This window comes from Streptomyces sp. NPDC016640, from assembly GCF_043076215.1.
In the GTDB taxonomy this organism is placed as follows: domain Bacteria; phylum Actinomycetota; class Actinomycetes; order Streptomycetales; family Streptomycetaceae; genus Streptomyces.
The window spans coordinates 162755-186744 of record NZ_JBIBRG010000011.1 but is presented as its reverse complement, the minus strand read 5'-3'; the positions used below and the strand labels follow the sequence as shown (position 1 = coordinate 186744).

23 protein-coding genes are annotated in these 23990 nt (G+C 69.2%); 7 read left to right on the top strand and 16 right to left on the bottom strand.

The window, feature by feature from the left end:
• Positions 1-5 precede the first annotated feature (5 nt).
• Complete coding sequence (locus ACF07S_RS23025) at positions 6-359, bottom strand: SH3 domain-containing protein (RefSeq protein WP_391962892.1); 354 nt, start codon at positions 357-359, stop codon at positions 6-8.
• Between the two features lie 269 nt (positions 360-628).
• Between ACF07S_RS23025 and ACF07S_RS23020 the strand changes: the two genes are divergently transcribed.
• The gene (locus tag ACF07S_RS23020) at positions 629-2311 is read left to right on the top strand and encodes an ATP-binding protein (RefSeq protein ID WP_391974977.1); all 1683 of its coding nucleotides are present in this window, start codon (positions 629-631) and stop codon (positions 2309-2311) included.
• 9 nt (positions 2312-2320) lie between these two features.
• On the opposite strand, the gene ACF07S_RS23015 is transcribed toward ACF07S_RS23020, so the two are convergent.
• Positions 2321-3028 carry a response regulator transcription factor gene (locus tag ACF07S_RS23015; RefSeq protein WP_391962894.1) on the bottom strand — a complete coding sequence of 236 codons (708 nt, stop codon included), beginning with the start codon at positions 3026-3028 and terminating at the stop codon, positions 2321-2323.
• A 115-nt stretch (positions 3029-3143) separates the two neighbouring features.
• Positions 3144-3374, bottom strand: coding sequence for a hypothetical protein (locus ACF07S_RS23010; protein ID WP_391974976.1), 231 nt, complete (start codon positions 3372-3374; stop codon positions 3144-3146).
• Between the two features lie 762 nt (positions 3375-4136).
• On the opposite strand from ACF07S_RS23010, the gene ACF07S_RS23005 reads away from it, so the two are divergent.
• From ACF07S_RS23005 to ACF07S_RS22990, 4 genes are all read left to right on the top strand, one after another.
• Entirely contained in the window at positions 4137-6221 is a 2085-nt protein-coding gene (locus ACF07S_RS23005; RefSeq protein ID WP_391974975.1) for a hypothetical protein, read from the top strand.
• 271 nt (positions 6222-6492) lie between these two features.
• On the top strand, positions 6493-6951 hold the full coding sequence (locus tag ACF07S_RS23000) for a helix-turn-helix domain-containing protein (protein ID WP_391974974.1): 459 nt from the start codon (positions 6493-6495) through the stop codon (positions 6949-6951).
• A gap of 545 nt (positions 6952-7496) precedes the next feature.
• On the top strand, positions 7497-8300 hold the full coding sequence (locus ACF07S_RS22995) for a hypothetical protein (RefSeq protein WP_391974973.1): 804 nt from the start codon (positions 7497-7499) through the stop codon (positions 8298-8300).
• On the top strand, positions 8296-9456 hold the full coding sequence (locus tag ACF07S_RS22990) for a helix-turn-helix domain-containing protein (protein ID WP_391975012.1): 1161 nt from the start codon (positions 8296-8298) through the stop codon (positions 9454-9456). The genes ACF07S_RS22995 and ACF07S_RS22990 overlap by 5 nt, the downstream gene beginning before the upstream one ends.
• 133 nt (positions 9457-9589) lie before the next feature.
• Here the strand turns inward: ACF07S_RS22990 and ACF07S_RS22985 are convergent, their stop codons facing one another.
• The 9 genes from ACF07S_RS22985 to ACF07S_RS22945 form a co-directional block, all read right to left on the bottom strand.
• Positions 9590-10087: a hypothetical protein gene (locus ACF07S_RS22985; protein ID WP_391974972.1), complete on the bottom strand. Its 498-nt coding sequence runs from the start codon at positions 10085-10087 to the stop codon at positions 9590-9592.
• Between the two features lie 164 nt (positions 10088-10251).
• Positions 10252-10869, bottom strand: coding sequence for a hypothetical protein (locus tag ACF07S_RS22980; RefSeq protein ID WP_391974971.1), 618 nt, complete (start codon positions 10867-10869; stop codon positions 10252-10254).
• A 291-nt stretch (positions 10870-11160) separates the two neighbouring features.
• On the bottom strand, positions 11161-12192 hold the full coding sequence (locus tag ACF07S_RS22975; protein ID WP_391974970.1) for a serine hydrolase domain-containing protein: 1032 nt from the start codon (positions 12190-12192) through the stop codon (positions 11161-11163).
• Positions 12193-12246: 54 nt separating this feature from the next.
• Positions 12247-13350, bottom strand: coding sequence for a glycosyltransferase family 4 protein (locus ACF07S_RS22970; protein WP_391974969.1), 1104 nt, complete (start codon positions 13348-13350; stop codon positions 12247-12249).
• Positions 13347-13883 carry a deoxycytidine triphosphate deaminase gene (locus ACF07S_RS22965; protein WP_391974968.1) on the bottom strand — a complete coding sequence of 179 codons (537 nt, stop codon included), beginning with the start codon at positions 13881-13883 and terminating at the stop codon, positions 13347-13349. Before ACF07S_RS22965 ends, ACF07S_RS22970 begins: the two co-directional genes overlap by 4 nt.
• Entirely contained in the window at positions 13880-14419 is a 540-nt protein-coding gene (gene dcd / locus ACF07S_RS22960) for a dCTP deaminase (protein WP_391974967.1), read from the bottom strand. Before dcd ends, ACF07S_RS22965 begins: the two co-directional genes overlap by 4 nt.
• Positions 14416-15630 (bottom strand): metallophosphoesterase, encoded by a 1215-nt coding sequence (locus ACF07S_RS22955; RefSeq protein WP_391974966.1) that lies wholly within the window; start codon positions 15628-15630, stop codon positions 14416-14418. The genes dcd and ACF07S_RS22955 overlap by 4 nt, the downstream gene beginning before the upstream one ends.
• Entirely contained in the window at positions 15627-16949 is a 1323-nt protein-coding gene (locus tag ACF07S_RS22950; RefSeq protein ID WP_391974965.1) for a UDP-N-acetylglucosamine 1-carboxyvinyltransferase, read from the bottom strand. The genes ACF07S_RS22955 and ACF07S_RS22950 overlap by 4 nt, the downstream gene beginning before the upstream one ends.
• A complete protein-coding gene (locus ACF07S_RS22945) occupies positions 16946-17395 on the bottom strand; it encodes an ATP-binding protein (protein ID WP_391974964.1) in 450 nt (149 codons plus the stop codon). The genes ACF07S_RS22950 and ACF07S_RS22945 overlap by 4 nt, the downstream gene beginning before the upstream one ends.
• Positions 17396-17565: 170 nt before the next feature.
• Here ACF07S_RS22945 and ACF07S_RS22940 point away from each other — a divergent pair, with 170 nt between their 5' ends.
• Both ACF07S_RS22940 and ACF07S_RS22935 read left to right on the top strand, forming a co-directional pair.
• Positions 17566-18864, top strand: a complete 1299-nt coding sequence (locus ACF07S_RS22940; RefSeq protein WP_391974963.1) for a helix-turn-helix domain-containing protein — start codon at positions 17566-17568, stop codon at positions 18862-18864.
• The gene (locus ACF07S_RS22935) at positions 18861-19406 is read left to right on the top strand and encodes a flavoprotein (RefSeq protein ID WP_391974962.1); all 546 of its coding nucleotides are present in this window, start codon (positions 18861-18863) and stop codon (positions 19404-19406) included. The genes ACF07S_RS22940 and ACF07S_RS22935 overlap by 4 nt, the downstream gene beginning before the upstream one ends.
• 93 nt (positions 19407-19499) lie before the next feature.
• Here ACF07S_RS22935 and ACF07S_RS22930 read toward each other — a convergent pair whose 3' ends face one another.
• The 4 genes from ACF07S_RS22930 to ACF07S_RS22915 all read right to left on the bottom strand — a co-directional run bounded on the left by ACF07S_RS22930 (position 19500) and on the right by ACF07S_RS22915 (position 23879).
• The gene (locus ACF07S_RS22930) at positions 19500-21149 is read right to left on the bottom strand and encodes a relaxase/mobilization nuclease domain-containing protein (protein ID WP_391974961.1); all 1650 of its coding nucleotides are present in this window, start codon (positions 21147-21149) and stop codon (positions 19500-19502) included.
• The gene (locus tag ACF07S_RS22925; protein ID WP_391974960.1) at positions 21150-21608 is read right to left on the bottom strand and encodes a MobC family plasmid mobilization relaxosome protein; all 459 of its coding nucleotides are present in this window, start codon (positions 21606-21608) and stop codon (positions 21150-21152) included.
• A gap of 649 nt (positions 21609-22257) precedes the next feature.
• Positions 22258-22953 (bottom strand): ATP-binding protein, encoded by a 696-nt coding sequence (locus ACF07S_RS22920; protein ID WP_391975011.1) that lies wholly within the window; start codon positions 22951-22953, stop codon positions 22258-22260.
• Complete coding sequence (locus ACF07S_RS22915) at positions 22950-23879, bottom strand: hypothetical protein (RefSeq protein WP_391974959.1); 930 nt, start codon at positions 23877-23879, stop codon at positions 22950-22952. Before ACF07S_RS22915 ends, ACF07S_RS22920 begins: the two co-directional genes overlap by 4 nt.
• Between the last annotated feature and the right edge of the window lie 111 nt (positions 23880-23990).

Genomic DNA, 23990 nt, shown 5'->3' with positions numbered 1-23990 from the left:
AACCGTCAGAAACCGCAGCTGACGTAGCTGCCGCCGTCGCTCAGCAGGTCGTCACGCACCCAGCCGGTGACACCGGTGGCGTCGTTTCTCAGGTACGTCCAGGTGTAGTCGTCGTTGCCGACGGTGTAGCAGTGGTAGTCCAGCGAGTGGGTGTTGTAGGCAACGCCCTTGGCCACGCAGCCGGTGCTGGAGCCGCTGCGCTGGTTGGCCCCGTCGGCCGTCTTCCCCCACGAGCTGCCGTCCTTGTCCGAGACCGTCGTACCGCACGCGGCGTGCGCGGCGGCCGGCGTGGCCAGGGACAGCGGGACGGCCACGGCGACCGCCGTGAGCAGCGGTACGAGAGCTGCGACTCGCTTCATGATGAACCCCCTTGTGTTGTCCTTCCGTGCCGCGCTCGCGTGCCGGACGAGGCCGGAGCGAAGGCGGCGCCCCCCTGCACCAACCGGGATGCGAGCGGACTTCAGTACGATCGCCCCCGAAATAGGGTGAAGAAAGAATTCCGTCGGCTAGTGACCGTTTTTCATTCATCAGAGACCAGAAAGCGCTCAAGTGATGTAAATGGGCCATTTCTGGCGGCTGTTGACCGACGATGCCCTGTTGACAACCGGAAACGAATGGAGGGGGCGCGGTGAGCTTCCGGCTCCGTGTGCTCGGTCTGCTCATGCTGGTGGCGCTGACCGCCACCGCCGCCACGGCGTGGCTGACGCTGCGTCAGGTGACCCGTCAGGTCCAGGAGACCGTCACGGCCGGCCGCCAGGAGGTCTCCCGCATCACCGGTGAACTGCGCGCGTACGGATTCGCGCACGGCACCTGGGAGGGGCTCTCGCCCACGGTGGGCGAACTCGCCCGGGACACCGGCCAGCGCATCCGGATCGTCACGGAGTCGGACGTCCTGCTCGCCGACTCCGACGCGCTCGCCGGCCGCGACCCCCGCGCGCCCAGCAGCCAGCCGCCGGTCCTGGTCGACCCGCGCCCCGTCCTGCGGTTCCCGGCCGGCCGCACACCGCGGACCCCGGTGAAACTCGCCGCCACGGCGATCGCCGACTACCGCGCGGCGGTGGCGTACGGAGCCTGTCTGACCCGGGCCGGGGCGGAGGTGAGGGCCGCCGCGGACGACGTGGGGGTGCCCCGGATCGGCACCGACCGGCGGCCCGCGCGGTGCGAGGAGCCGAGGCCGGGAGCGAACCCGCCGACCGCGCGGGACCTCGACGCGGTCCGGCGGTGCGAGAGCGAGCGGCGCCTCACCGACTGCCTGCAGCGGGTGTTCGACGAACGGACCGCTTCCGTCGCCCCGCCGCGTCTGGAGATCCGGCTGGGCGTCCGGGACGAGTCCCCGCCCACCCTGGCCGCCGCGCCCACCGTGGCCGTCGCGGTGGGCGTCGCGCTCGCGGCCGTCCTCGGCGCCCTGCTCCTGAGCCGGGCCGTGCTGCGCCCCGTCCGGGCCATGACGCTGGCCGCGAAGGGACTCGGCGAGGGCGATCTGGACCGCAGGGTCCCCGTCTCGGGGCGGGACGAGATCGCCCAGCTCGGCGGCGCCTTCAACCGCATGGCCGATTCCCTCCGGGCCGGCGAGGAGCGCCAGCGCCGCCTCACCGGTGACATCGCGCACGAACTGCGCACCCCGCTGGCCAATCTGCGCGGCTACCTGGAGGCCCTGCGGGACGGTGTGGTCGAGCCGACCCCCGAACTGCTCGACTCCCTGCACGAGGAGGCGATGCTGCAGCAGCGGATCGTGGACGACCTGCAGGACCTCGCGCTGGCGGAGGCCGGCCGGCTCACCTACCACCCCGCCGAGGTCGACCTGAGGGAACTGCTGGAGGCCGGCCGCCGGGCCCACCACGCGCAGGCCGAGGCGGCGGGCGTCACGCTCGCGCTCCAGGCACCGCGGCCGGTCCTCGTGACCGCGGACCCGGACCGGCTGCGCCAGGCCGTCGGCAACCTGCTCGGCAACGCGCTGCGGGCGACCGGGACGGGCGGCAGCGTGACCCTGGCCCTCGTCCCCCGGGGCGAACTGGCCGTCGTGGAAGTGCGGGACACCGGCAGGGGCATAGCGGAGGAGGACCTGCCGCATCTCTTCGACCGCTTCTGGCGGGCGGACGCCTCCCGGGGCCGGGCGACCGGCGGCAGCGGTCTGGGGCTGTCCATCGCCCGCCAGATCGTCACCGACCACCGGGGGACGATCGAGGTGCGCAGCACGCTCGGGGCGGGCACGACGTTCACCATCACCCTGCCCTCGGTCCCGGGAGGGGAACCGGCGGGCGCGGACGGACCGGCGGGCGCGGGCCGGGGCGGACCGGCGGGCCGCGGGTGAGCCGGGGCGTCAGGAAGAGGCCGGGGCGGGTCCTCCGTTGAGGCGGTAGCCCCGGCCGTACACCGTCTCCAGGTGGCGCGGGCGTCCGGGATCCGTCTCCAGTTTCCGGCGCAGGTTCATCACGTGGGCGTCGACGGTCCGCTCCTGCACGTGGTGGTCGAAGCCGAAGACGCGCTCGATGATCTGCGCGCGGGTGAAGACCCGGCCCGGCTCCCGGGCCAGCGCCTCCAGGACGGCGAACTCCTTCGCGGTCAGGGCCACGGGCCGGCCCGCCACCCTGACCTCGAAGCGCGCGGTGTCCAGTTCCACCGCGCCCACCCGCAGCACCGCGGTCTCCGCCGCACCGGCGGTCTTCCGCGAGCGGCGCAGCAACGCCCTTACCCGCGCGGTCAGTTCGCGGGGGCTGTAGGGCTTGGTGAGGTAGTCGTCGGCACCCAGGTCGAGGCCGAGGAGCATGTCCTCCTCGGTGGTGCGGGCGGTGAGAAGCAGAATGGGAACGTCCGATTCGGTGCGCAGGATGCGGCACACGTCCAGCCCGTCGACCAGCGGCAGCATCACGTCGAGGACGATGAGATCGGGTTTCGACGAACGGGCCCGTTCCAGCGCCGCGCGGCCGTCGGCCACGACCTGCACGGCGTTCCCCTCCCGCTCCAGATAGATCCGGATCAGCCGGGACTGTTTCTCGTCGTCCTCGGCCACCAGAATGCGAGCGCTCACCGATCCTCCCCCCGCACAGTCCGCGCGTTCCTGAACGGTAGTACACCGCGACGCGCTCCCGGCCCGTGCCGGCCGGAACCCCCGCACGGGATCGCGCCACCGCCGAAGGACGCGCTCAGCCGCCCTGCGCGGTCCCCGGACAGACCTCCACCGCCATGACCGCCGTCGCGCCGGCGGGGGACACCCTCAGCTCGCCCGCGTCCGTCTTCAGCACGACCACGCCGCGCTCGGTGCGCCGGGGCTCACCGCACTCCGTGCCCGCCGGGGTCCGCACCAGGAGCCGGGGTTTCTCCTTCCCGGGCCCGTCCCGGGTGAAGGCGACGCCAAGGACCAGCTCTGCGGGCACATCAGGAGGACCAAGGACCGCTCCAAGCTCCTGGAGCTCCGCCGCTACGTGCGCTCGCCGCATCCGATGGACGTGCGCATCGCGATTGTCTGACACGCGGGAACCGGTAGTCACGCGGATGGACACGCAGACGAAACATGTGAGGCACCTACTCAATTGAGTAGGTGCCTCATATGGTGTTTCTCTGTCGGGGTGGCGGGATTTGAACCCACGACCTCTTCGTCCCGAACGAGGTCCGGTTGGCGAGCCTGCCAGCCCCGACCGCTATTCCGCAGGTCGGATGGGTGGGCTCAGTTGGTGTCGCGGGGTCTGGAAGTGGCTCGAAGAGCGGGTTGGCTCCCAGATGGCTCCCAGAGAGCCCCGTCACTCGGACGCGTGGTCGCTCTGCTGTCCTATGCGTTGTCCGCGGCCCGGCTCCGAAGGCTGTTGACGTAGCCCGTGCGGAGGATGGGCCGACATCGTGGACGCTTCCCTATGGACATGCGCCAGGAAGCCTGGCTGTTTAGCACAAGATCTCGCCCAAAAAGTGGTCGTTCGACAAAATCTGAGTGTGTGTCACCCCTGCTGCTAGCGTCTTTCAGGCAGTCACATCAGCGGACTCACGCTCCTCACCTTCGCCATGTTGGCGGTGGGCGGCAACGCCGGCAGACGAAGCCGGTACGTCTCGGAAGTGCGGTCGAGTGTGCTGATGCCGTCTCGGACACATCGGGTCTTGCCCGGGCGAGCCGAGGGGGAGAACGGGAAACAGTGTGACCGATCTCCTTGGACGACCACGGCGTCCAGGCGCGTACCTGGATGGACACAGGGACGAAGATCGGAGAACACCTGATGGAGACGTCACCCGGCGCGGGCGAGACCGTGCTGCCCCGCCCCGTCGAAGCGCTACCCCTTCCTGCGTTGGCGTCCGCAACACGGAAGCTCGCCGACAAACTCACCGAGCACTTCACCATGGGCGAGCCTGCCGCTTTGGCCCTTGCGCAGGCTGTCGTCGACCCGTCTGCCGCCCGTCGGGCAGCAGAGTCCCCGGAGCGGCTGCGGGTGCCCGGCGGAGTGATTCTGGCCATTCGGGCTGAGGTATGGGCGCGCCATATCATCCCGGACCCGCGAAATCCCCGAATCGGTCCGTCGCGCCGGCACCCGGCCTCGAACCTGATCGGCACTGGCGAGAGCACGCGCTTCCGCCCGTTGACTGAGCCGATCGCGGCATCAGGGGGTCGCCCGGAACTCGTGCAGAGGCTCGCGAATCAGGAACACCTTGCGTGGGCGGCGCAACTGTCCAAGGAGTACGTGCTCGACCACAACGACTGGCGCGAGTCCCTCCGCCACCAGGGAGTGATGACGGAGGTGTGGCTGGCCGCGACGGCCTTCCAGCACGAGGACAAGACACCCGGTGTAACGGTGCCGGTCACCGTCGAGGGGTCGAGCCGTGTGACGTGCGCCCATGACCTGCTCGCCCTCAGGTCCGCCGACGTTCCCTACATTCAGGACACGGCGAAATTGCGTTCCCATATCCGCAAGCTCAACGAAGCGATTGCGACCGCGGGTGACCCAGCACAGGTTGACCCCGAAGTGGCAGTCACTGTGCGCTGTGAACGGCTTCCTGCGCTGCTGCTCGTCGGTTTCGAGCCGCACGACGGCACCACCGCTGACTTCGGCGTTGCCGTGAAGTCGTTGGTTGCGCTCCGGCACGTTGACTCGCCCAAGCCCTGGGGTGAGGCTGCGGAGAACGAGGCCCTCGCCGACGCTGTGGTGGATGAGATCGAGCGGCGGACACTGATCACTCCCAGCAAGGCCGACTGGCTACGCGGTGCCCTCACCCCTGATCAGGCGAAGGCCGCCGGATTCAACGATGACCCGTCCGTCCGGGCGGCCGCCATCGTCCGGCTCTTCACCGAACGCGATCAGTCGATTCACGCCGCTGTGCGGGTTGCCATCACCGGACAGAGCACCCGCAAAAACATCACCACCAAACTGCTGCTCGACGTGGCTTCCTCTCTGGTCATGCGTTCGGTTTCGGAAGAGGACTCCCGTCGGCGCGAGCGGATGCGGAAGTACCTGAAGTCGGCGTTCCCGGGCGAGTTGGCCAAGGATTGGGAGGCCACGTTCCGCGGTACGGAGGAGCTTGCCCAAGCCGCACTTGCGGAGGTGACAAAGGGAGAACCAGGCGTGGCGACCCGGGAGCTTGCGGCCCGCAGTGCCTATCCCTTGGTGATCAACGGCCAGCTTACGGGTGACCGTGGCACGAAGAACAACGATCAACCCGACCGGCGGCATCCAGGCGAGGTCATCGACCGCATGCGCAGTACCCCGCACGGCGTGCACCAGCTGAAGCAGACGCTCCTCGACTCTGCGGCGGGCCGTAGGACCCGCAAGGTCGACGAGACGGGCCAGGTAACACAGAACGAAGACGGTCGCGACATCCTCGTCACCGACGCAGATCTCCGTCGCACCTTCCCAGCTGCTGGCGAAGGCCCATCGCTGACACCGGCACCCCAAAACGCGGCTGAGGTTCTCGGGAACGCTCTGCACGACCTGGCCACTTCGATTCAGGCTGTTGAGGGTGCGGTCAAGGCTGTAGAGGCGGTCAGGGCCGACGACGGGACCCGTGCTATCGATTCGCTGGGCGCCGACCGGGCCGACTGTGAGGCGTGGCGGAACATCCTGCAGGACGTGCTGTTCAAGTTGCCCGTCTGGCAACAGCGAAGCGTACAGCGGCACGGGATCATCGCCGAAGACCCGTACGACCTCGACGCAGACGGTGACGATGAGGAAGGCGAGGAACCGGCCGACGAGTTCGAGGGCCAGCCGACTGACGAAGACACCCCGTCTCAGGACGAGGTTGCTTGAATCTCTCGTGGCTCCCGGGTTCTTAGACAGGTATAGAACCCAGAAGCGCGTAGGGAAATGCGACGCGGACAGACGATGAGGCCCACCCGCCCGGCTAGGGCGAGGGCGGCAACGCCGGCTACCCGAGGTTGGTCCTCGGGAAGCCGGTACGCCTCGGGGCCGAACTGCGATCCGCTGCCGCTTGCCGTCACACCGGGCGTGACCCGGAAGACATCAAGTGGGTGCGCCGGACAATTCCCAGCTCACCCTGGCTATTCACTGTGGACCGGACATGGCCACGGGCTGGGAGCCCTCGATGGACAGCCTGCATTTCCTCGTCGGCCGCGAACAGGAGCTTCGCAATCTGATCCAATCGCCTCAGCACTGGGACCCAGTCCCTGTGGCATGCAGGGACGTGGACGTAAATCTTTACCATCCGGAAGACGGGGAGCGGCCCGCTGAGGACCTCTTGGCCGCATGCGTCGCCTGCGGGGACCGCTTGCAATGCCTTGCCCTCGCGTTGCGCGCGGAGGACGCGGAAACCCGTCATGGGTGGTACGGCGGGCTCGGCCCGGCAGACCGCGACCGCATCGCGGCTATGCTCCGGCTCTCCGTTGAGACCACTCCCTTGCCGGACCGGGCTCTCACAGCGATTCGTCTGGGCCGAGACGGATGGCGAGTCAACGACATCGCGCACGTGCTTGGCTGCTCGAGACGAACGGTGCAGCGTTACCTCCGTTCAGTGCGCTGACACCAAGCTCGCAACCGAGGTGCCCTGGGTTCGCTACGTCCGATGTCCAGGAGCTTGTCTGTTCCTCGGCGCATGGCCTGCCGGGTTTGGGTCCACCGGTGGACAACCGCCCCATGACGAGATGTCTCCTAGTCGAGAGCAAGACGAAAGCCCAGGTAGGACCTGGATGGGATGCAGTCGGCGGTCAGGGTGTCGAACGCTTCGGGACTGTTGCCGTCGCTGTGGGCCCCATCTCCAGGGCGGCATCGCGGCAGCAACCTTCCCCAGGAGCTCCACGCGGAGTTGTGCCCACACGACATGAGGCCGGGCGGTGGGTCTGCTACTGCGGGCCCCCTGCGCTATGAGTTCGGCGCGATTGGTGCGCCAGCTCACTTCCACGCTGTACGGCGAGGACGCACGACTTGCGTGGTCGCAGAGGCTGGAGTGGCAACTTGCCGCCGTGAGGGCGAGGAGGAGTAGCAGAGTTGCAAAGACATGGAGATCAACTAAAGCTCATGCGGTAGCATCTTCGGAGCAACGCAAGCTGTCGTGAATCGGAGTGATGCGTGGACGCGAACGTCGACGGGCCGATGCCGGCCTGGGCCAGTGCTCGCTTTGGGGAGGATGTCGCCGGACTTAGACTGGCGATCCAGATGGGGCTTCTCGACACTGAGTCGGCGATGCTCGAGTCACATGTGGCCGGTCGGTCCAAGCACAAGTTCGCCGCGGGAGCGGCTCGCATGACCAATCAGTACGACCGGATTGCCGAGCATGTGCTTGACCTCGGCATCCCGGGCACTGAGCTGATCAAGCCGGGCACCTTCTATGAACTCGTGCTGGTGCACAACACCCTCCTCTGTCCCTACCGCGTGGAGTCGGTCGACGGCTTCGAGCCGGGTGACAAGTGGCCGAAGAAGCTGTCGAGGGTGATGCGGGAACTGTTCGCAGTCACTGACGCCCCGACGCCACGCTGGGTCGCCGATCCGTTGCTGCAGGTGGAAGGCGAGGAGCTGGTCCTACGACGATCCCTGGCTGATCTGGCTGAGCGGGACCCGCGCCCCGGTCTGGTCCTCATCCCGTACGAGATGAACATGAGTGGCCTGCAACGAGCCTGGTGGGGACAGGCTAACCTCCTGGACGAGGCCGGAAACCTTCAGTGGGTGACCGAGAAGTCTCTCCTCACGACCGGAGCCGAGAGCCGCCTCTACGCCGTGCCGGATCAGCGTGCAGGGGATAACTTCGCTTCTGGTGATCTTCCCGAGGTCCCGCTATCCACGCGCAGTGAGGCGGCCCGTGCCACGGGGACTCCGCCGCAGAGTGAGACCGAGTACGAGGCGTTCGTAAACGCTGTTGAGGGCAATGAAGATTGAGCAACCACTACTCCCGGGAACGAGCCTGGGTGGTACGTCGCCGAGAGCTGTCTGGGACGGCTTCCACGCGCCCCGGCTGACACAGGCGCGACGTCTTGCCGGGCTCACGAAGCGTGAGGTCGCAGACGGCATTGGTGTGTCGGCAGCTGCTGTAGGTCAGTATGAGGCGGGTACCAGCCGCCCTCGTCCTGAACTGATCCCTCGCCTTGCTGAAGTGTTGGATGTGCCGATGCAGTTCTTCGTCGCAGGCCGGCCGATGGGCAAGGTCGATACCTCAATGGCGCATTTCCGGGCCTTGCGTTCCACCTCCGGGGCCCAGCGCGAGCGAGCTCTCGGCTTCATCGAACAGGTATGGGAACTGACTCATGCCCTCGAGAAGCGGGTACAGCTGCCACCTGTGGACCTTCCGGGCTTCACGGGTGGCGAGGTGTATCCCGGGACGGACCTACCTGGCGATCCCGTGGGCGCTGCGCGAGCGCTCCGGCGTCACTGGGGATTGGGCGACGGGCCGGTTCGCCACCTAGCACGCCGAATGGAGTCACACGGTCTTATCGTGGTGGCGCCTACGGAGGCCGACGAGGCAGCATCCAAGGTTGACGCTTTCTCCAGCTCAGGACTGCTGCGCCCTGTCGTCGTACTCACACCCAATCGCGCTGATGATGTCTACCGATATCGCTTCAGCGCGGCCCACGAGCTTGGGCACTTGGTCCTCCACGCGGGTGCCACCGGCGACAGTCGTTTGGAGCGGGAGGCGGATGCTTTCGCCGCCGAGTTCCTCACTCCCCAGAAGTCGATCCTTCCTCTGCTGCCGCGCCGGGTCGACCTGGCACAGTTGGCTGGCATGTCCCAGACCTGGGGCGTGTCGGTAAGTTCGCTCATCTACCGGTATAGGGAACTCGGACTGGTCTCGGACGCGACGATCAGCCGCGCTTACCAGCGACTTCGGGGCCTAAACGGCCAGCCGGGCTTTGCTCCGGAATCAGTTCGTGGATACCCCGGGGAACAGCCGGTGATGCTTCGCAAGGCGTTCGAGCTGGCGGAACAGGACACTGGACTAACGATCCCCGCACTTGCCGCGGAACTTGCTTGGAAGCCGGCGAGGGTGCGTGAGCTGCTGGGAATGCCGGACAGCCGTCCTGTGCTGCGACTTGTCTGACGCAGCGCTGGCGAAGGGACTGGCGCCGCTCACCCAGCGGCTGCCAGCTGGTTTGCCAGTTCCAATGTCGCCCTGCGCTTTCGCTCTTACGACCTGGGAAGTCAGGCCAGGACACCGTTTACCGTCCTGGCCTTCAGCGCAGCCCGTACGCGTGGTTATAGGGCGCTTGGGCGTCGGTGGCCCGGAGGAAGTGAGGCTCCTTCTTGGGCCTTCCGCCCCTCGTACGGCACGCGACCCCAACCGGGGCGCCGCAGTCGCGGCACTCCCAGTCGAGGGCCTCCGCTACCCCTCTTGCCTTGATCTCGTCGAGTACCGCCCTGCGCTGGTTCCACCAGGCTTCCCTTTCGGGCCCTGACGTCGGTGCCCCCGACTCTTGTAGCTGACGGAAGGCTCGCTGGCGCTCGGGATCGGCGAGTGGGCCGGACAGGGGCTTGGTGACGACGGCCGCCTCGGCTGCTTCCTCGCCTGCCTCCAGTTCCGCTTCCATGGCGTCCACTCGCTGACGCAAGTGGCGCTCGAAGTCGGCCAGTGTCGCCCCAGGATGTGTTCCGGAGAAGTTCAAGGTCTCCAGGTAGATGGCGTGCAGAACGCCGAGCCTCTGCTGTGCCTTGTAGTTGGTGAACTCGCGCATCGCGGTACCGGTGCGTCCTCTCGCGTGTTGATCGGGTGGGCTCAGAGGTAGCGGCCGAAGGCCGTCTCCAGGCGCTTGACGGCATCGTCGTGAGCACTCATATGGGGCTGCATCACCCACAGGTCCTCGCAGAAGGGTTCGAACCCCAAGGACTGCCAGGTGTGTTAGGCGACTGCCTTCTCCCGAGTCATCGTCGCCCTGTCGTCCCGTTCGATGACAGGGATGTCGATTGGGTAGGGATGTGTCGCCACGAGCGCCGCCTGGCTGGCCACCCACCGGAGCATGCGGCCTATCAATAGCCGGCCGACGCCGCCCAGGCCGCGCCACGCCGGCGCGATCAGTACCCGGTTGATGATGACGACGTGCGTGCCGCTTACCAGGCCCTCCTCCAAGTCGCTGTGGAGGCCGAGATCGCCGGACTCGTCGAAGAGCGGGGCGAAGTGCTCGTAGTTGCTGCTGCGTGAGTCCAGGGACGCGTAGATGTGGCCGATGCGCCACAGGTTCAGCGTGAGGCCGGACATGGAGAGGATTGTCAACTCTTGGCGCTGTCCCTGGAACGTCTGGGCCAGCGAGACGTCCGGACCCAGGAGGCGGGCGTTGTCGGCCATGGCATCCTCGTCGTCCGGCTCCCACAGAGGCAGGACAGCACGGCAGCCCCACTCCAGCGTCGCCGGATCGTCGTGGGCGTCCGATGCGACAAGAGACGCAGCGGAGTCGAAACGTAACTCCAGACGGTGCAGGGACGTCAGAAGCTCCACCCGCGCGGGTGCGGCAGCAGTCATAAGGTCAAACGCTAGCCACTGGTCCCGCGTCCTACGGGGCGTTTCCTGATACCGGGCGCTCCTTTGCGCAATGGCAGGAGTGTTGTCCTTTCCTGCGGTAAGGAGCACCTCGGGAAGTGGGCGAGCGTTCTAGATCAGTCCATGCGTTCCGCCGTCGCCCTGAGGGCCGAGCGAGGTGGTGCGCCGCGCGGATTCTGACGGATCTTGGTGAAGGTGATCGGGCCCGCCCGATGGGATACGGACTCGGTGTCTGTTTGGCCGCAAGCGGGTGCCGGCGTGGTTGTGTGCAGGTTAGGCAAAGGCCGCGGCTCGGAAGGTGTTCCGGACGCGGGTCAAGGGCTCCCGGTCGCGGGTGAAGTAGAGCTTGTTGGTCAGGAGGATCGCCCAGCGCCGTTCCGTGGGGCTGATCCACATGCCCGTGCCGGTGAAGCCGTAGTGGACCCAGACGTCCTCGTGCAGTTCGGTGCCGGGTGCCGGGTGCCAGAAGAGGCCGCGGGCGGGGGTGAGTTCCCCGGTGCGGACACGGAGGGAGTCGGCGATCCACGACGGACCGAAGGCGGTCTGTGCCGGGGCGAGCATGTGGCGGAGGAAGCGGCCAAGGTCGGTGAGGGTGGAGAACGCGCCGGCGATGCCGCAGGTGCCGCGGAGGAGGCGGGCGGAGAAATCGTGGGCGGTTCCCTTGAGGTGGGTGCCGGTTTCCTCATCGAGTTCGGTGGGGGCGCAGCGGGCGACCGCGTCCGGAGGGAGAGGGCCGAAGCCGGTCTCGGTCATGCCGAGAGGTTCCCAGATGCGGCTTGCGGCCAGGCTGTCGAAGGGCTTCCCACCGAGGTGCTCGGCCAGGTAGCCGAGGATCAGGGCGGCCCGATCCGTGTACTCGACGGCTTCGCTGGGCGCGCGGTGGAGGGCTTCGTGGAGGACGCCGTCGCGGATGTCCTGTGGGTCGGTGCCGTAGAGGTTCTTGAGGTTGGCGCGGAGAGGCAGACCGGCAGTGTGGGTCAGGAGCTCGTGGGTGGTGACCTGGGCGAGCGGGTGGCCGGTGACCTCGGGCCAGAAAGTGCCGAGCGGGGTGTGGAGCTGGAGCTTGCCCTCTTCGACGAAGGTGCCGATGACGGCCCATACGGCGACGATCTTGGTGAGACTGGCGATGTCGAAGACGGTGTCGAGCCGCATCGGCTCGTCGGGGGCGGTCGGGTCGAGGAGACCGACTGCCCCGCTCGCCGTCGTACCGGAGGCGTCGCCGACGGCCCAGACGGCTCCAGGATAGACCCGGTCGCGGACGCCGTCCTCAAGGAGCTGCTCAATGCGCGGGATGTCGAGCGTCATGGTGCTCCGATCGTAGTGAGACTGCTGCCCCTGGTGGGGGTGCGCCACGGGTGGTCAGGCGAGACGCCCGCCGAGCTCGGCGAGGGCCGTGGCGGTGGCGCTCAAGGGGAAGCGGGCCGCGTTGGTGACGCCGGCCGCGCGGAGCGCCGACAGGAGGTCGGGGCTGGCGCGGAGGCGGTTGATTGCGCGGGCGACGGCGTGCGGGTTGGCGAAGTCGGTGGCGAGGCCGGTGGCGCCCAGTGCTTCGGTGAGGCCGGGAACCGGCTGGTAGAGAACGGGGAGGCTGCATGCCTGGGCTTCGAGCGCGACGAGGCCCATGGCCTCCAGTGTCGTGGAGGGCATGACCAGCACGTCGTGGTCGGCGAAGGCCCTCCAGAGCTGTGGACGGCGGAGCCAGCCGAGGTAGTGGACGTGTACGCCGTACTGGTGGAGGCGGGGACGAAGGGCCTGGAACTCGGCTCTGGGGGCGGCGACGGACAGCTCGGCCGACTGGGTGAGGGGGAGGGCCGAGAGGAGGGTGTCGAAGCCCTTCTCGGGGGTGAGGCGGCCGGCGTACAGGATCCGCAGGTGACTGGAGGACTGGTGCCGGCGTCGTGGGGGAGGGCTGGCGATGAGGCGGTCCGGGATGCCCCAGGGGATTTTTTCCACCTTGCGACGATGGGTGTCAGGGGCGAGCAGAAGCAGGCGGTCGGCCATCGCGCCGGTCGGCACCACGATCACGTCTGCCGCCCAGGCCGCCTCGCGCAGGGTGGCGAGCTGTTCCGGGTGCGTTTCCGCGAACAGCAGGTCGGTGCCGTGGACGAGGGCGATCCGAGGGCGCTTCGGGAAGGCGCGGAGCAGGGCCGGTGTGGCGCCGAAGGCAAGGTGCTGCAGGTGGAGAACCCCGACCTCGCCTGGGTCGACCGCGTCCACGAGGGCCCGCTGAAGTGTGGTGACGTAACGGCGGAACGCGTATCCGGTCAGGCACTTCCCCGGGGCCTGTACGAGGTCCAGACCCGTTGGCGCGGCCGGCCGCAGGCCCTTGTTCTCCGGAGCGAGCATGAAGGCCCGTGCGGGCAGGAGCGGGCTGCGGCCGGTGTACAGGTCGAGGAAGAGTTCGACGCTTCCGCCGGGGCTCGGGAACGGCAGGTCGAGGGCCGTGACGACGGTGAGGTTCATGCGGGCCCTCCCGGATTCTCCTCGTAAAGGCGGGAGGTCTCGATGCCCTGGCTGGACCGGTACTTCAGGCCGTGGTGCTGGTAGCTGGCCATGGCGCCGAGGGCCTGGAGGAAGACCAGCTTGCCGAACGTCATGCGCGGGTAGACCCGGACCGGTCGGCTGACGCGGATCTCCAGCGTCCAGCGGATGGCGTGGCCTTGGTGACCGAGGGGAGCGGACACGTGGACCCAGATGCCGAGCGCACCGATGGTCCGGTCGCCGTTGAGGAACTGCGCGTACGTCTCCGAGCCGGTCCGCTCGTAGGTCGTCCCCAGGTAGAGGACCTCCGGCCGCAGTACGTAGCCCGCGTCGGGGATCGGCTCCTCCTGGAACTCGGTCGGCTTTGCCGCGTCGAGGGAGCCGTCGTGGAAGCGCAGAGTGTCGCCCAGACGCCAGTCGTAGGCGTTCGGGGAGATCCGCTTCGGCTCGTACGGCTCGATGGTGATCTCGCCGGCGGCCTTGGCGGCGGCGATGGCGGGGCCGGTGAGGATCACGAGGCCACCGCCCCGAGGGCGGCGAGGTCGCGCCAGTACGCGGAGGGCTGGGGGCCGGTGGAGGACTGGTACTTGCCCGTGTAGAGCGCCACCGGACCGACGGACACGAAGAACATGATCTGCCCGATCCGCATGCCCGGGTAGACGCGCAGCGGCCGGATCGGGGAGAGCATGAGCGTCCACTGGCCGTGGAAGCCGATGTCGCCGATGGGCGCGGTGATCTCGACGAATAGGCCGAGGCGGCCGACCGAGGAGCGTCCGAAGAGCAGCGGCACGAACGTGTCGGAGCCGACCTCCTCGATGGTGTGGCCGAGGTAGAGCTGGCCCGGCCGGAGTTCGAAACCGTTCGGCCCGATCTCGATCGGCACGGTGGCGTTCGGCAGGTGAGCGTCCAGCGTGTCGGCGACGTACGTGAGCAGGGTGCCGCCGAGCCGGACGTTGTAGCTGTTCGGGTTGACCTGCGTCGGCTCGAACGGGGAGATGCGGATGCGGCCGTCGGCCGCGGCCTGGGTGATCTCGGGACCGGTGAGGATCATCGGGAGTCTCCATCGGTGAGCGTGTGCTGCACGGCCTGACTGAGACGGACCCCGGCTTGCCGGGTACGGCATCCGAGGTAGGTGTCGGCGAGATAGCCGGTGGTCAGCACGGTCGGCAGACGGTCGGGCAGGGGATCGGGAGCCGACACGATCGGACCGGCTTGCTGGCCGAGGTGAGTGAGGAGGGCCGTCGGGTCTGCGGAGAAGTGCTCGGGTACGTGGGCGTGCACGAGCTGGTTGTCGAAGGGCTCGATGGAGAGGAGATCGCCCTGCGTGAGTACGGCCCCCAACCGGGGAGACCGAAGAGCGGTCTCGTTCAGCAGCACGGCTTCGGCCCCCAGACCACTGTGGAGGCGGTGGGCGACGTCGGAGAGCAGGGCGCGACGGTCGAGAGGACCGTTCCCGTATGGATCCCGGAGCGGGCCGAGCGGCGTGCGTAGCTCCTCGTGAATGGCGTCGATGGCCTTCCCTACGAGAGCGAGTTCACGGGGGAGAACGCCCTCAGGCGGGAAGGAGCCCACCTGGGCGGCCCAGTCCGCGCCCACGGGCTCGGCCAGCGCGTAACCGGCCGCGAGTTCACGCCCCTTCAGAACGAGCGTGTCCCCGACCGGCACCGGGTCCGGGCGTTCACTGTGGCAGTGGCCGGCGAAGACGACGTCCAGGAACGGGCAGGCTGTGGCCAGCTTAAGGTCCTCGTCGAACCCGGAGTGGCTCAGCACCACCCAGGAGTCGGCCTGGTGGTGATGGGCCAACATCAGCTCGCGCAGAGCCCGGGCCGGCTCCATGACACGGTGGCCGACGCGCTGGCCGGCCGGGATGGCGTTGAACGCCTGCGGGCCGATGACGCCCGTGACGGCGACACGGCGGGTGCCGACGTGCACCAGACGGACCGGGCGGAAGAGCAACTCGTCGGTCTCGTCGGCGACGGCGTTCGCGCACACCGTGATGTCGTACAGGCCGGGCTCGAAGTGGTGGCCCCAGCCGTGGTTGCCGGGGACGACGGCGTCGTAGAGACGGATGAGAACGTCTTGCTCGATCCGGCCCTGACCGACCCGGTAGTAGCCCGTGCCCTCGAAGAAGTCCCCGCAGTCGACGACGAAGCTGTCGCGCCTCATCGCGTGCAGGTGCGCGAGCATCGGCACGGCGTCGTCGAAGGACGAGTGGACGTCGGTGGTGGCGATGATCCGCTGGAAGCGTCTGACGGCGGTCATGGGGTGACCTCGCAGATGTCGGCTCCGAGGGCGAGGAGCTTTCCGGGCAGGTCGGCGTGGCCGCGGCGGATCTGGTCGACTCCGCCGAGGGTCGTGACGCCGCGGGCGGTGAGGCCGGCGACCATCAGTGCTGAACCCGTGCGGATGTCTGTCGCCTCCACTCCGGCACCCGTCAGCCGCTGCGGTCCGGTGAACCGGCACTCGGTGGTGGACAGCTCGGTGATGTCGCCGCCCATGCGGACGAGCTGCGGGATGAGGTTGCTGTGGCGGCCGGGGTTGATCGGGTCCGAGAACAGGTGAGTGCCGGGGAAGCCCAGGGCCAGGCCGAGGAGCGGCGGCTCGAAGTCGGCGTCAAGGCCGCCTGGCGCCAGCGTGGCCATGGCCCGCAGGGAGCGGCCGGTCGGCTGGGTCTCCCGTCCGTGGACGACCAGGGTCTTCGATTCGCCGGCCGTGGGAATGCCCATCCTGTGGAGGGCTGCGACGAGCGGCGCGACATCGGGGCCGTGGACGCCCTCGATCCGCGCGTTGCCGCCGGTTGCGGCCACGGCGCAGGCCAGAGTCCCCGCCTCGATCTTGTCTCCCGGCACCTTCCAGACGGGTACGTCCTCTTCCGAGACGGAAGACGGCGGCGCGAGAGTGAGGACGCGCTCGCCGGCACGGCACTCGTACCCCACTGCCATAAGCGCGTTCAGGACGCCGAGAACCTCGGGGGAGAGGTTCGGCTGTCCGAGCCGAAGCGGAGTACCCGCGACCATGGCGCGCAGGAGCGCGGCGATCGTCGCTCCGCGCGAGCGGAAGGGCAGGACCAGCGACACCGTGCCACGGACCGCCTTGCCGACTTCGACGACGTACCCGTGGTCGTCCACGCGGACGCGGTCGCCGAAGGCTTCGTACACCTTGAAGTGCTGCTCCATGCCGCGGTCCCCGATCCGGCATCCGCCCGGCCAGGGAAGCCGGGCCCGGCCGCAGAGGGCGATCAGAGCGGGGACGAGGTAGTACGAGGCGCGGATGCCGGACGCGGCCTCGCCCAGGCCGTCGGGCGTCGGGGCCGCCTCGCGGGGAAGGACGAGGACGGTCTGGTCGTCGCCGACCGGGTGGGCGGTGTTCCAGCCAGCCTGGCGCAGCAGGTCCAGCAGGGTCTGGACGTCGGAGCTGGCGGGGACGTTGTCCAGACGGACCGGGCGAAGGAGGGCTGCCGCAGCGGCTACGAGCGGTAGCGCGGCGTTCTTCGAACCATCGACCGTCACGGTGCCGGAGAGAGGCCGGCCGGGCCGGACAGCGATGACCTGGGACGTGACTGCGGGGACGCGGGTACTCACGTACAACTCCTCTGCGTAGGAAGGGACAAGGCGGCAGCACCAGCCGGGGGTCGGGCAGCCGTGTCGATCTCGGCCCAGCAGCACTTGCCGGAGGCCGTCGCCGCCGCGCCGAAGCGGTCTGCGAGTGCGCCGACGAGGAAGAGGCCGCGTCCGTTCTCGCTGTCCTCGTCCGGCAGCGCCGGTTCCGGCAGAGTGGGGCTCGCGTCGCTGACCTCCACCCGCAGGACCGCTGCGCAGAACTGGATGACGACGTTGATCGGCTGGTGATCGGCGTATCGGACCGCGTTCGTGACGAGCTCGCTGACGACCAGCTCAGCCGTCCGGACGGCTTCCGGCACCGCTGTCACCGCCGGCCAGGCGGCTATGGCCTCTCGCGCCTGGCGTCGTGCCGTGGGCACGGCGACCGGCGTCGGCGGGAGGGTGAAGGTGAGCTGGTGCGCTTCCACGAGCGGCCTCCAGAAGTCGGATCGACCACTCCAAGGAACCGCCCCGGACGCCCCGGTCGCGACACTTCGTGCCCGCACCGCATCGTCCATGCAGAAGCTGCATGACGCTCCCGCACCGCTCGCCTACGCTCGACCGCAGGGGCATGCTCGACGCGGACGGAAGGGCATGGATGGCAGACGTGAAGACCGAAGCCGGGAGGATCGGCGAGGCGATCAAGCACGCCCGCCGGCGCACCGGCCGCTCGCAGGCGGACGTCGCCACCGCGCTGGGCTACCACCAGTCGAAGCTCAGCCGCCTGGAGAGCGGACGAGGCACGGAAGACACCCGGGTCTTACGTGCCGTCGCCGCCGAACTCGGCATTCCCCTCCACATCCTCGGCCTGAGAGACCCGGCCCCGTCAGCAGCACCGACCGACGATCATGAGACGGAAGACATGCGCCGCCGCACCTTCCTCGCCGCGAGCATCGCCTCCCTCACGGCCCCCACCGCCCCTGCCACGGCTGCTCACGACAACCTTGTCCGTGCCCTCCTCCCCAGTCCGCGGACAGTTTCCGGTCAGGCAGGCGCCGCAGAGACTGGCTCCGCAGACACCGGCTCCCTGGAAACCCGCCTTGCTGCCGCCCGGCGCCTGTTCTGCACCTGCGACTACGCGGAGCTGGAGGCCGTCCTGCCCGGCCTTCTCGCCGACTTGCGGGAAGCCGCGGGCGACCACCGCAACGAGGCCGAGATGGCCGGACTCCTGGCCACCGCGTACCAGACCTCGACCAGCCTGCTGCTCAAACAGGGGGACCACGGCAACGCCTGGCTCGCGGTGGGCCGCGCCCTGGCCGAGGCTGAGCGCTCCGGCGACCCCGTCGTCCTCGCCTCCAGCGTCCGCGTGCATGCCCACGTCCTGGCCCGCGAGAAGCACACCACCCAGGCCGTCACCCTCGTCCGCCATACGGCGGGACAGCTCGCCGGTTCCTACGACCGACGCTCCCCTCGCTACCTCGCCGCCGTGGGCCTGCTTCTCCTGCGGGGCGTCACGGCCGCCAGCACCGCCGGCGACCGTGCCGCCACCCGCGAATTCCTCGCCGAGGCCCAGGACGTCGCCCGCTACGTCGCACTTGACCGGCCCGACGCCTGGGCGAACTTCAGCCCCACTAACGTCGCCCTCCACGCGGTGAGCGCGGCGGTTGCGTTCGGCGACGCCGGCATTGCCCTGAACACCGCCGCCCCCCTCATGCGCCGCCACATTCCTGTCCCCGAACGCCGAGCGGCCCTGTGGATCGAGGCCGCCCGCGCCTACAACCAGCAGGGCCGCCTGGCCGAGGGCTACCAGGCCCTGCGGATCGCCGAGACCTGCGCCGCCCAGGACGTACGCCGGCCCGCCGTACGAGACCTGGTTGCCGACATGGCCGCCCGCGACCGGCGACGTACCCTGCCCGAGCTCCACCGCTTCAGCCGCCGACTGGGAGTCCCCGCGTGACCGCAGAGCAGCCGTTCCTGTATGTCGTCGTCTGCGCCGCTGGCATCGCGGGCGACGCCCACAAGCTGATCAGCGCTGCGCAGAAGCGAGGATGGGGCGTCGGCGTCATAGCCACCCCCCAAGGGCTCGGCTTCCTCGACGCCGAGGCGATCGAGGCCCGGACCGGCCACCCGATCCGCTCCGCCTGGCACAGCCCCGGCGACCCACGCCCGCTCCCGCCCGCCGACGCGATCGCCGTCGCGCCGGCCACGTTCAACACGGTCAACAAATGGGCGGCCGGCCTCGCCGACACCCTCGCCCTGGGCATTCTGTGCGAGGCGTACGGGATGGGTGTACCGATCGCTGTCCTGCCGTACGTGAACGCCGCCATGGCCGCCCATCCGGCGTATGGCCGGAGTCTGGACCAGCTGCGGGAGATGGGAGTGCTGGTGGGGACGTACGAGCCGCACCGGCCGAAGACGGGCGGGGGAGCGGACCGCTTCCAATGGGAGGAGGCGCTGGAGCTGCTGGCTCCTGCGCTGGTGGGGAGAGCGGCCGACTGAGGGACTGGCGGTCGTGCCGACCGCCTGACCTCGGGAACACGTCGGCGGTGGGGTGGATCTTCTCGATGTGCTCCTTGTCCGGTGCCGTCAGATTCAGCGTGCGCGGCGCTGCTGGGTGGTGGGATGGACGACCCGGGCCGCGGCCTGCAGGGGCGCCGGGGTGTTTGCGGTGTGCTGGGGCAGGTCGGCGAGGCGGTGGAGGCGCCAGGTGAGGGCCCGGCTGAGGCTGGTGGCTGTGTCGAGTTCTCGCTGGGTGGCGGCTTCGGCGAGGAGGGTGCCGGGGTTGTGTCCCGCTGATCGGGCCTTGGCGAGGGTGGCTGCCAGGGCAGGCCACCCGGGCTCCGCGAGGATCTCGTCCGCCAGCGCCGGGAGCGCTTGGCGCAGGACGGTTGCCTGGTGGCGGCGAAGCGACTCGGCCATCCGGTTTCCACGCTGATGGAGCACGGCCAGCGGTTCCGCTGCTGCGGCCTGGTAGACGGGGCGCAGGCGCTCGGCCGCCTGTCGGGCTGCTTCGGCCTGCTGGTCGTGAGCACGGGTGCGGTGCCAGTGCTGGGCGGCGACGACCGCCAGGAGGACGGCATCGAGAAGGATCGCGAGGAGGGCTCCGTCCTTGGGCGGGGGGACTCGCAGGATGGCCTTCACTGCCCGCCGGGTGGCCTGGGCCTGCTGGTGGCGGGCGCGGACGCGGGAACGGCTGGCCCGTTCGAACGCGGCAGCCGCCTGCAAGAGCGCAGGCCGTAGGTCGGTCGGCGCGATCAGGGGCAGGGCGTCGAGGGTTTCGACGAGGACGGCGATGTGTGCCTGTCCGGCCCCGTCGTTGCTGTGGGCGAGGTGGTCGGGCATCCGGTCGACAGCCTGGGTGAGTCGTCGCCAGGCGTGGGACTCGGTCGGGGCCGCCGGGCCGGGGTCGCTGGCGGTGAGGCGGTCAGCGATCTTGGGGTAGGAGAGGTCGGGGGCGAGGGTGGAGCCGGAAAACCAGACGGGCTCGCCGTCCTTGTTGGTGTCGTCTTCGAGAGCGACCTTGTACCCGCGGACGTCACCGGAGGGGAAGTACTGGATGTCCACCAGCACACCGGTGCCGGTGAGGATCTCGAAGAACTGGTCCATGCCGGTGGCCGCGGTCAGGGCGGTGTGCACGGTGGTCCGCAGCCGCTCGCGAGCCGTGATGGAACGTCCGGTGCGGCGGGCCTTCTCCTGCTCAGCGCGGGTGGGCCGCTTGGCGGCGGTCCGGTCGCCGCGCGGGACTTGGCGCAGGCCGTACTCCTTCTCGATGGCGACGAGTTCGTTGTCCGCACGCAGGAAGTCGTGCCAGTTCCGAGGCGGGCGGAGGTCGCCTCGGACTTTGGTGGCGACGATGTGGATGTGGTCTTCGGCGTGGCGGACGGCGACCCATCGGCAGGCGTCTTGGTCGCCGGCAGGGGCGATGCCGGTGGCGTTGAGGACGCGCTGGGCGATGGCGGCCCACTGATCGTCCGAAAGGATCGGGTCCTCGGGGGCAGCGCGGATCGAGCAGTGCCAGATGTGGTTCTTCGGCGCCTTGTGGCCGGCTTGCTTGACGCGTAGGTCGAGAACGGTGGCGAGCTGGGCGAGGGTGGCCTCGGGGTCGCGGCCGGGGTCGGGCGCGAAGCCGTCCCATGAGGCAACGAGGTGGGGGTCGGTGTGCTCGTTGGCTCGGCCAGGCCCGTACAGGTAGTTGAGGACGCCCCTGGTCTTGTGGCCGGGCTTAACGATGTTCGCGATCAATCAGACCGCCCGGCGCTGTGCGGCGGCCGCATCGGCGGTGGTGTCGGCGGCGGCGTCGATCGCGGTGGCCGCCTGCCTGACCTTGGCCAGGACACGTCCGGCCTCGGCGAGTACAGCGGCGTCCACGGGGTGAGGGTCGCCACCGGAGTTGAGGCGGTGGGCGATCTGGTTCACGTTCGTGCCGATCTTGGAGACCTGTGTGCGGAGGGCGGCCAGTTCGTCGATCAGGTCGTCGGTCGCTGTGCGTCGGTCGGGCAAGATGAGGTCGCCGCTGAGGTGGGCCATGACGACGGCGCCGACGAGGTGTGCACCGGCCAGGCCGAGTCGTTGGGCCTCGGCGAGGATCTCGGCTTTCTCTTCGAGGCTGTAGCGGACGTCGACACGCTCCTTGCGCTGCACGTCCTGGCGGGCGCGGCGGCGGGCGACACGGTGTAGCGCGGCCTCGTCAGCGGCACGCACGACCCCTGTCCCCGGTGCGCCCCCGCGCCGGGGACCTGCCTCCGCCACCCCCGGGGCGGAGGCTTCCGCGTTGGACCGGCCCTTGGACGGTCCAACGCCATACCTTGCTCCGCCGGGGGCCGGGGAGGTGGTCTTCGAGCGGGTGTCGGCGAATTCGTGCTGTGCCTGGTGCATGGATGCTCTCTGGGTGGGTGGTTTGGTCCGTGCCTCGCACTGCGGGCGGTGGGGTTGGCACGGGAGGAAGGGGTGGGGACCGGGACGGTCGGGTCAGTCCTTGCGCCGGGTCAGGCTCAGGGCGGGGACCGGTCCCCGGTCCCCGTGGTTCATCACGCTCGGGGACCGTGTGCTGTCGATCCCGGTTCGGGGCCCTGGAAATGCGGGAGACAGCTGGTCCCGGTCCCCGTATCCGATAAGTCCGTTGGGGACCGGTCCCGGAATCGAAGGGGACCGGCCGCTGTCGGAGTGGGGACCGGTCCCCGCGTCGTTGCTGCGTCGGTCCCGGTTAGTCCCCATGCCGTTGCGGACCGGTCCCCGGTCCCCCCGGTCCCCGGTCCCCTGGTTCGGTCCCCGATGGTGACGAGGCCGGTCCCCCGTTTCCGGAAGGCTGCGCACTCCGGATTTGGGAGTGCGGGGACTGACCTCATGGAGGTCAGGCCGGGTGGTGGCGGCGTCGATCGGGGCCGGTGAGGATGACGCGGTCGGTCATTTCGGCGAGGCGAGAGGCGACGCGGTCACCAAGGGTGGCGCGGAGTTCGGCGGTGGGGAGGTTGGTGGTGATGAGGGTGGGGAGCATGTGCTCGTACCGGTGGTTGATGAGCCGGTAGGTCAGCTCCTCGGTCCATTCGCTGGTCTTGGCCGCGCCGAGGTCGTCCAGGAACAGGAGCGGGCTCCGGGCCAGGGTCCGCAGGTCGCGTTCGGTGTCGTGGCCGGCCCGGGGGCGCAGGCGGGCGTAGAGGTCGGCGGTGGTGGTGGCTTCCCAGCGCAGGCGGACGCCACGGGCGAGGAGGGTGCGGATGGCGCCGTACGCAAGGTGGGTCTTGCCGGTGCCCGTGGGGCCGGCGATCAGCAGCGACGGGCCTTCGGCGATGCCCGGCCCGCCGGGGCCAGGACGTCCGGCGCGGGCGATCTGGTCGGCCCAAGCGGTCGTCTCGGGGCGGTCGGCCAAGGCACGGCGGTAGCGGGCGGGGATGCGGGCGTCGGCCAGTTCCAGGGCGGTGATCCGCTCGGCCGGCGGTTCATCCGCGGTTGCGGTGGTGGGGGCGATGCCGCGGTCGGCAAGGATGCCGTTGAGCCGGTCGGCGAGCGGGCCGACGCGGCCGGGCTCGCGGTTGAGAGTGGCGGTCAGAGGTCACCTCCGTAGGCGGCTTCGGCATCGGCAGGATTCGTCCACGCCCTGTGGGCAATGGGCGCCGTGGGGGAGCCGTTCATGGCTTCGTGCACGAGGCTCGGCAGAGTGCTGGGGTGCAGGCCCTTGGCACGGTGCAGGTCGAGTCCGGCCCGGACGTGACCAGACGCGATGCCTTCCTCGAGCAACTTGCGTGCCTCCCGTCCGAGATGGCCCAGGACGTCCTTGGGCGGACGGTGTGTGCAAGCGGCGGCGTACTCGGCGATGAGCTCGTTGGCTGAGACGGGGCGGGGTGTGCGTGCGCTTGCGCCCCCCGAAGGGGTATCTCCTAGATCCATGATCCTAGGTCCTAGATCCGGACCGTGAGGTGTCACCGCTCCCTCGCCGAACCCTCCCCGCTGCCTCACGGAGGGCTCACTGAAATGGCTCTGACCTGCTATTTCTTCATCGGCGACCGAATTCATCGCAGTCTCGCGTTTTCGCCTGGGGTTGTCACGGAGGGCTCCGTGACACCCTGGTGCGGGCTCCGTGACGCCCACTCCAACAGGCGGCTCGACGCGGGGCACGGTGCGAGCCTGCGTGTCGTGATGCGGACAAGCAGGAAGACGGCTCGCGCTGGGGCGGTTGATCTTCTGATGCTGTCGCCAGGTGACGATGTGCAGGTAGCGCTTGTCGTCCGGACCCTTGTAGCGGCATATCAGCCCGGCGTCGGCGAGCTGGGCGAGGTCCTTCTCGACAGCGGCGGGCGTGTGTTCCGGGCGCAGGACCCACAGTTGCCCGGCGATGATCGCGGCGTGGTCGCGGTGGCGCCCTTGGTCATCGGCCTGGGTGAGCAGTCCGAAGAACGTCCGCTCGGCCGTCAGGGAGACAGAGGCCAGGGACTCGGAGACGAAGGCTTCCGGCTTGATGGTGCGGATTCGTGCCAAGAGGGGCGGTCCTCACTCGGTGGCCGGTGGGCTGGATGCCCACGGTTCACCGTCGGTCGGGGGCGGGGACGGGTGTGAAGGGTGGGGATGTCCGGCCGTTGGCGCGGGGCG

What these genes read in the sequence shown, in the direction of transcription:
- ACF07S_RS23025 (WP_391962892.1), bottom strand. Translation starts at nt 359, where the DNA reads ATGAAGCGAGTCGCAGCTCTCGTACCGCTGCTCACGGCGGTCGCCGTG.
- ACF07S_RS23000 (WP_391974974.1), top strand. Translation starts at nt 6,493, where the DNA reads ATGGCCACGGGCTGGGAGCCCTCGATGGACAGCCTGCATTTCCTCGTC.
- ACF07S_RS22985 (WP_391974972.1), bottom strand. Translation starts at nt 10,087, where the DNA reads ATGCGCGAGTTCACCAACTACAAGGCACAGCAGAGGCTCGGCGTTCTG.
- ACF07S_RS22980 (WP_391974971.1), bottom strand. Translation starts at nt 10,869, where the DNA reads ATGACTGCTGCCGCACCCGCGCGGGTGGAGCTTCTGACGTCCCTGCAC.
- ACF07S_RS22975 (WP_391974970.1), bottom strand. Translation starts at nt 12,192, where the DNA reads ATGACGCTCGACATCCCGCGCATTGAGCAGCTCCTTGAGGACGGCGTC.
- ACF07S_RS22970 (WP_391974969.1), bottom strand. Translation starts at nt 13,350, where the DNA reads ATGAACCTCACCGTCGTCACGGCCCTCGACCTGCCGTTCCCGAGCCCC.
- dcd (WP_391974967.1), bottom strand. Translation starts at nt 14,419, where the DNA reads ATGATCCTCACCGGTCCCGAGATCACCCAGGCCGCGGCCGACGGCCGC.
- ACF07S_RS22955 (WP_391974966.1), bottom strand. Translation starts at nt 15,630, where the DNA reads ATGACCGCCGTCAGACGCTTCCAGCGGATCATCGCCACCACCGACGTC.
- ACF07S_RS22940 (WP_391974963.1), top strand. Translation starts at nt 17,566, where the DNA reads ATGGCAGACGTGAAGACCGAAGCCGGGAGGATCGGCGAGGCGATCAAG.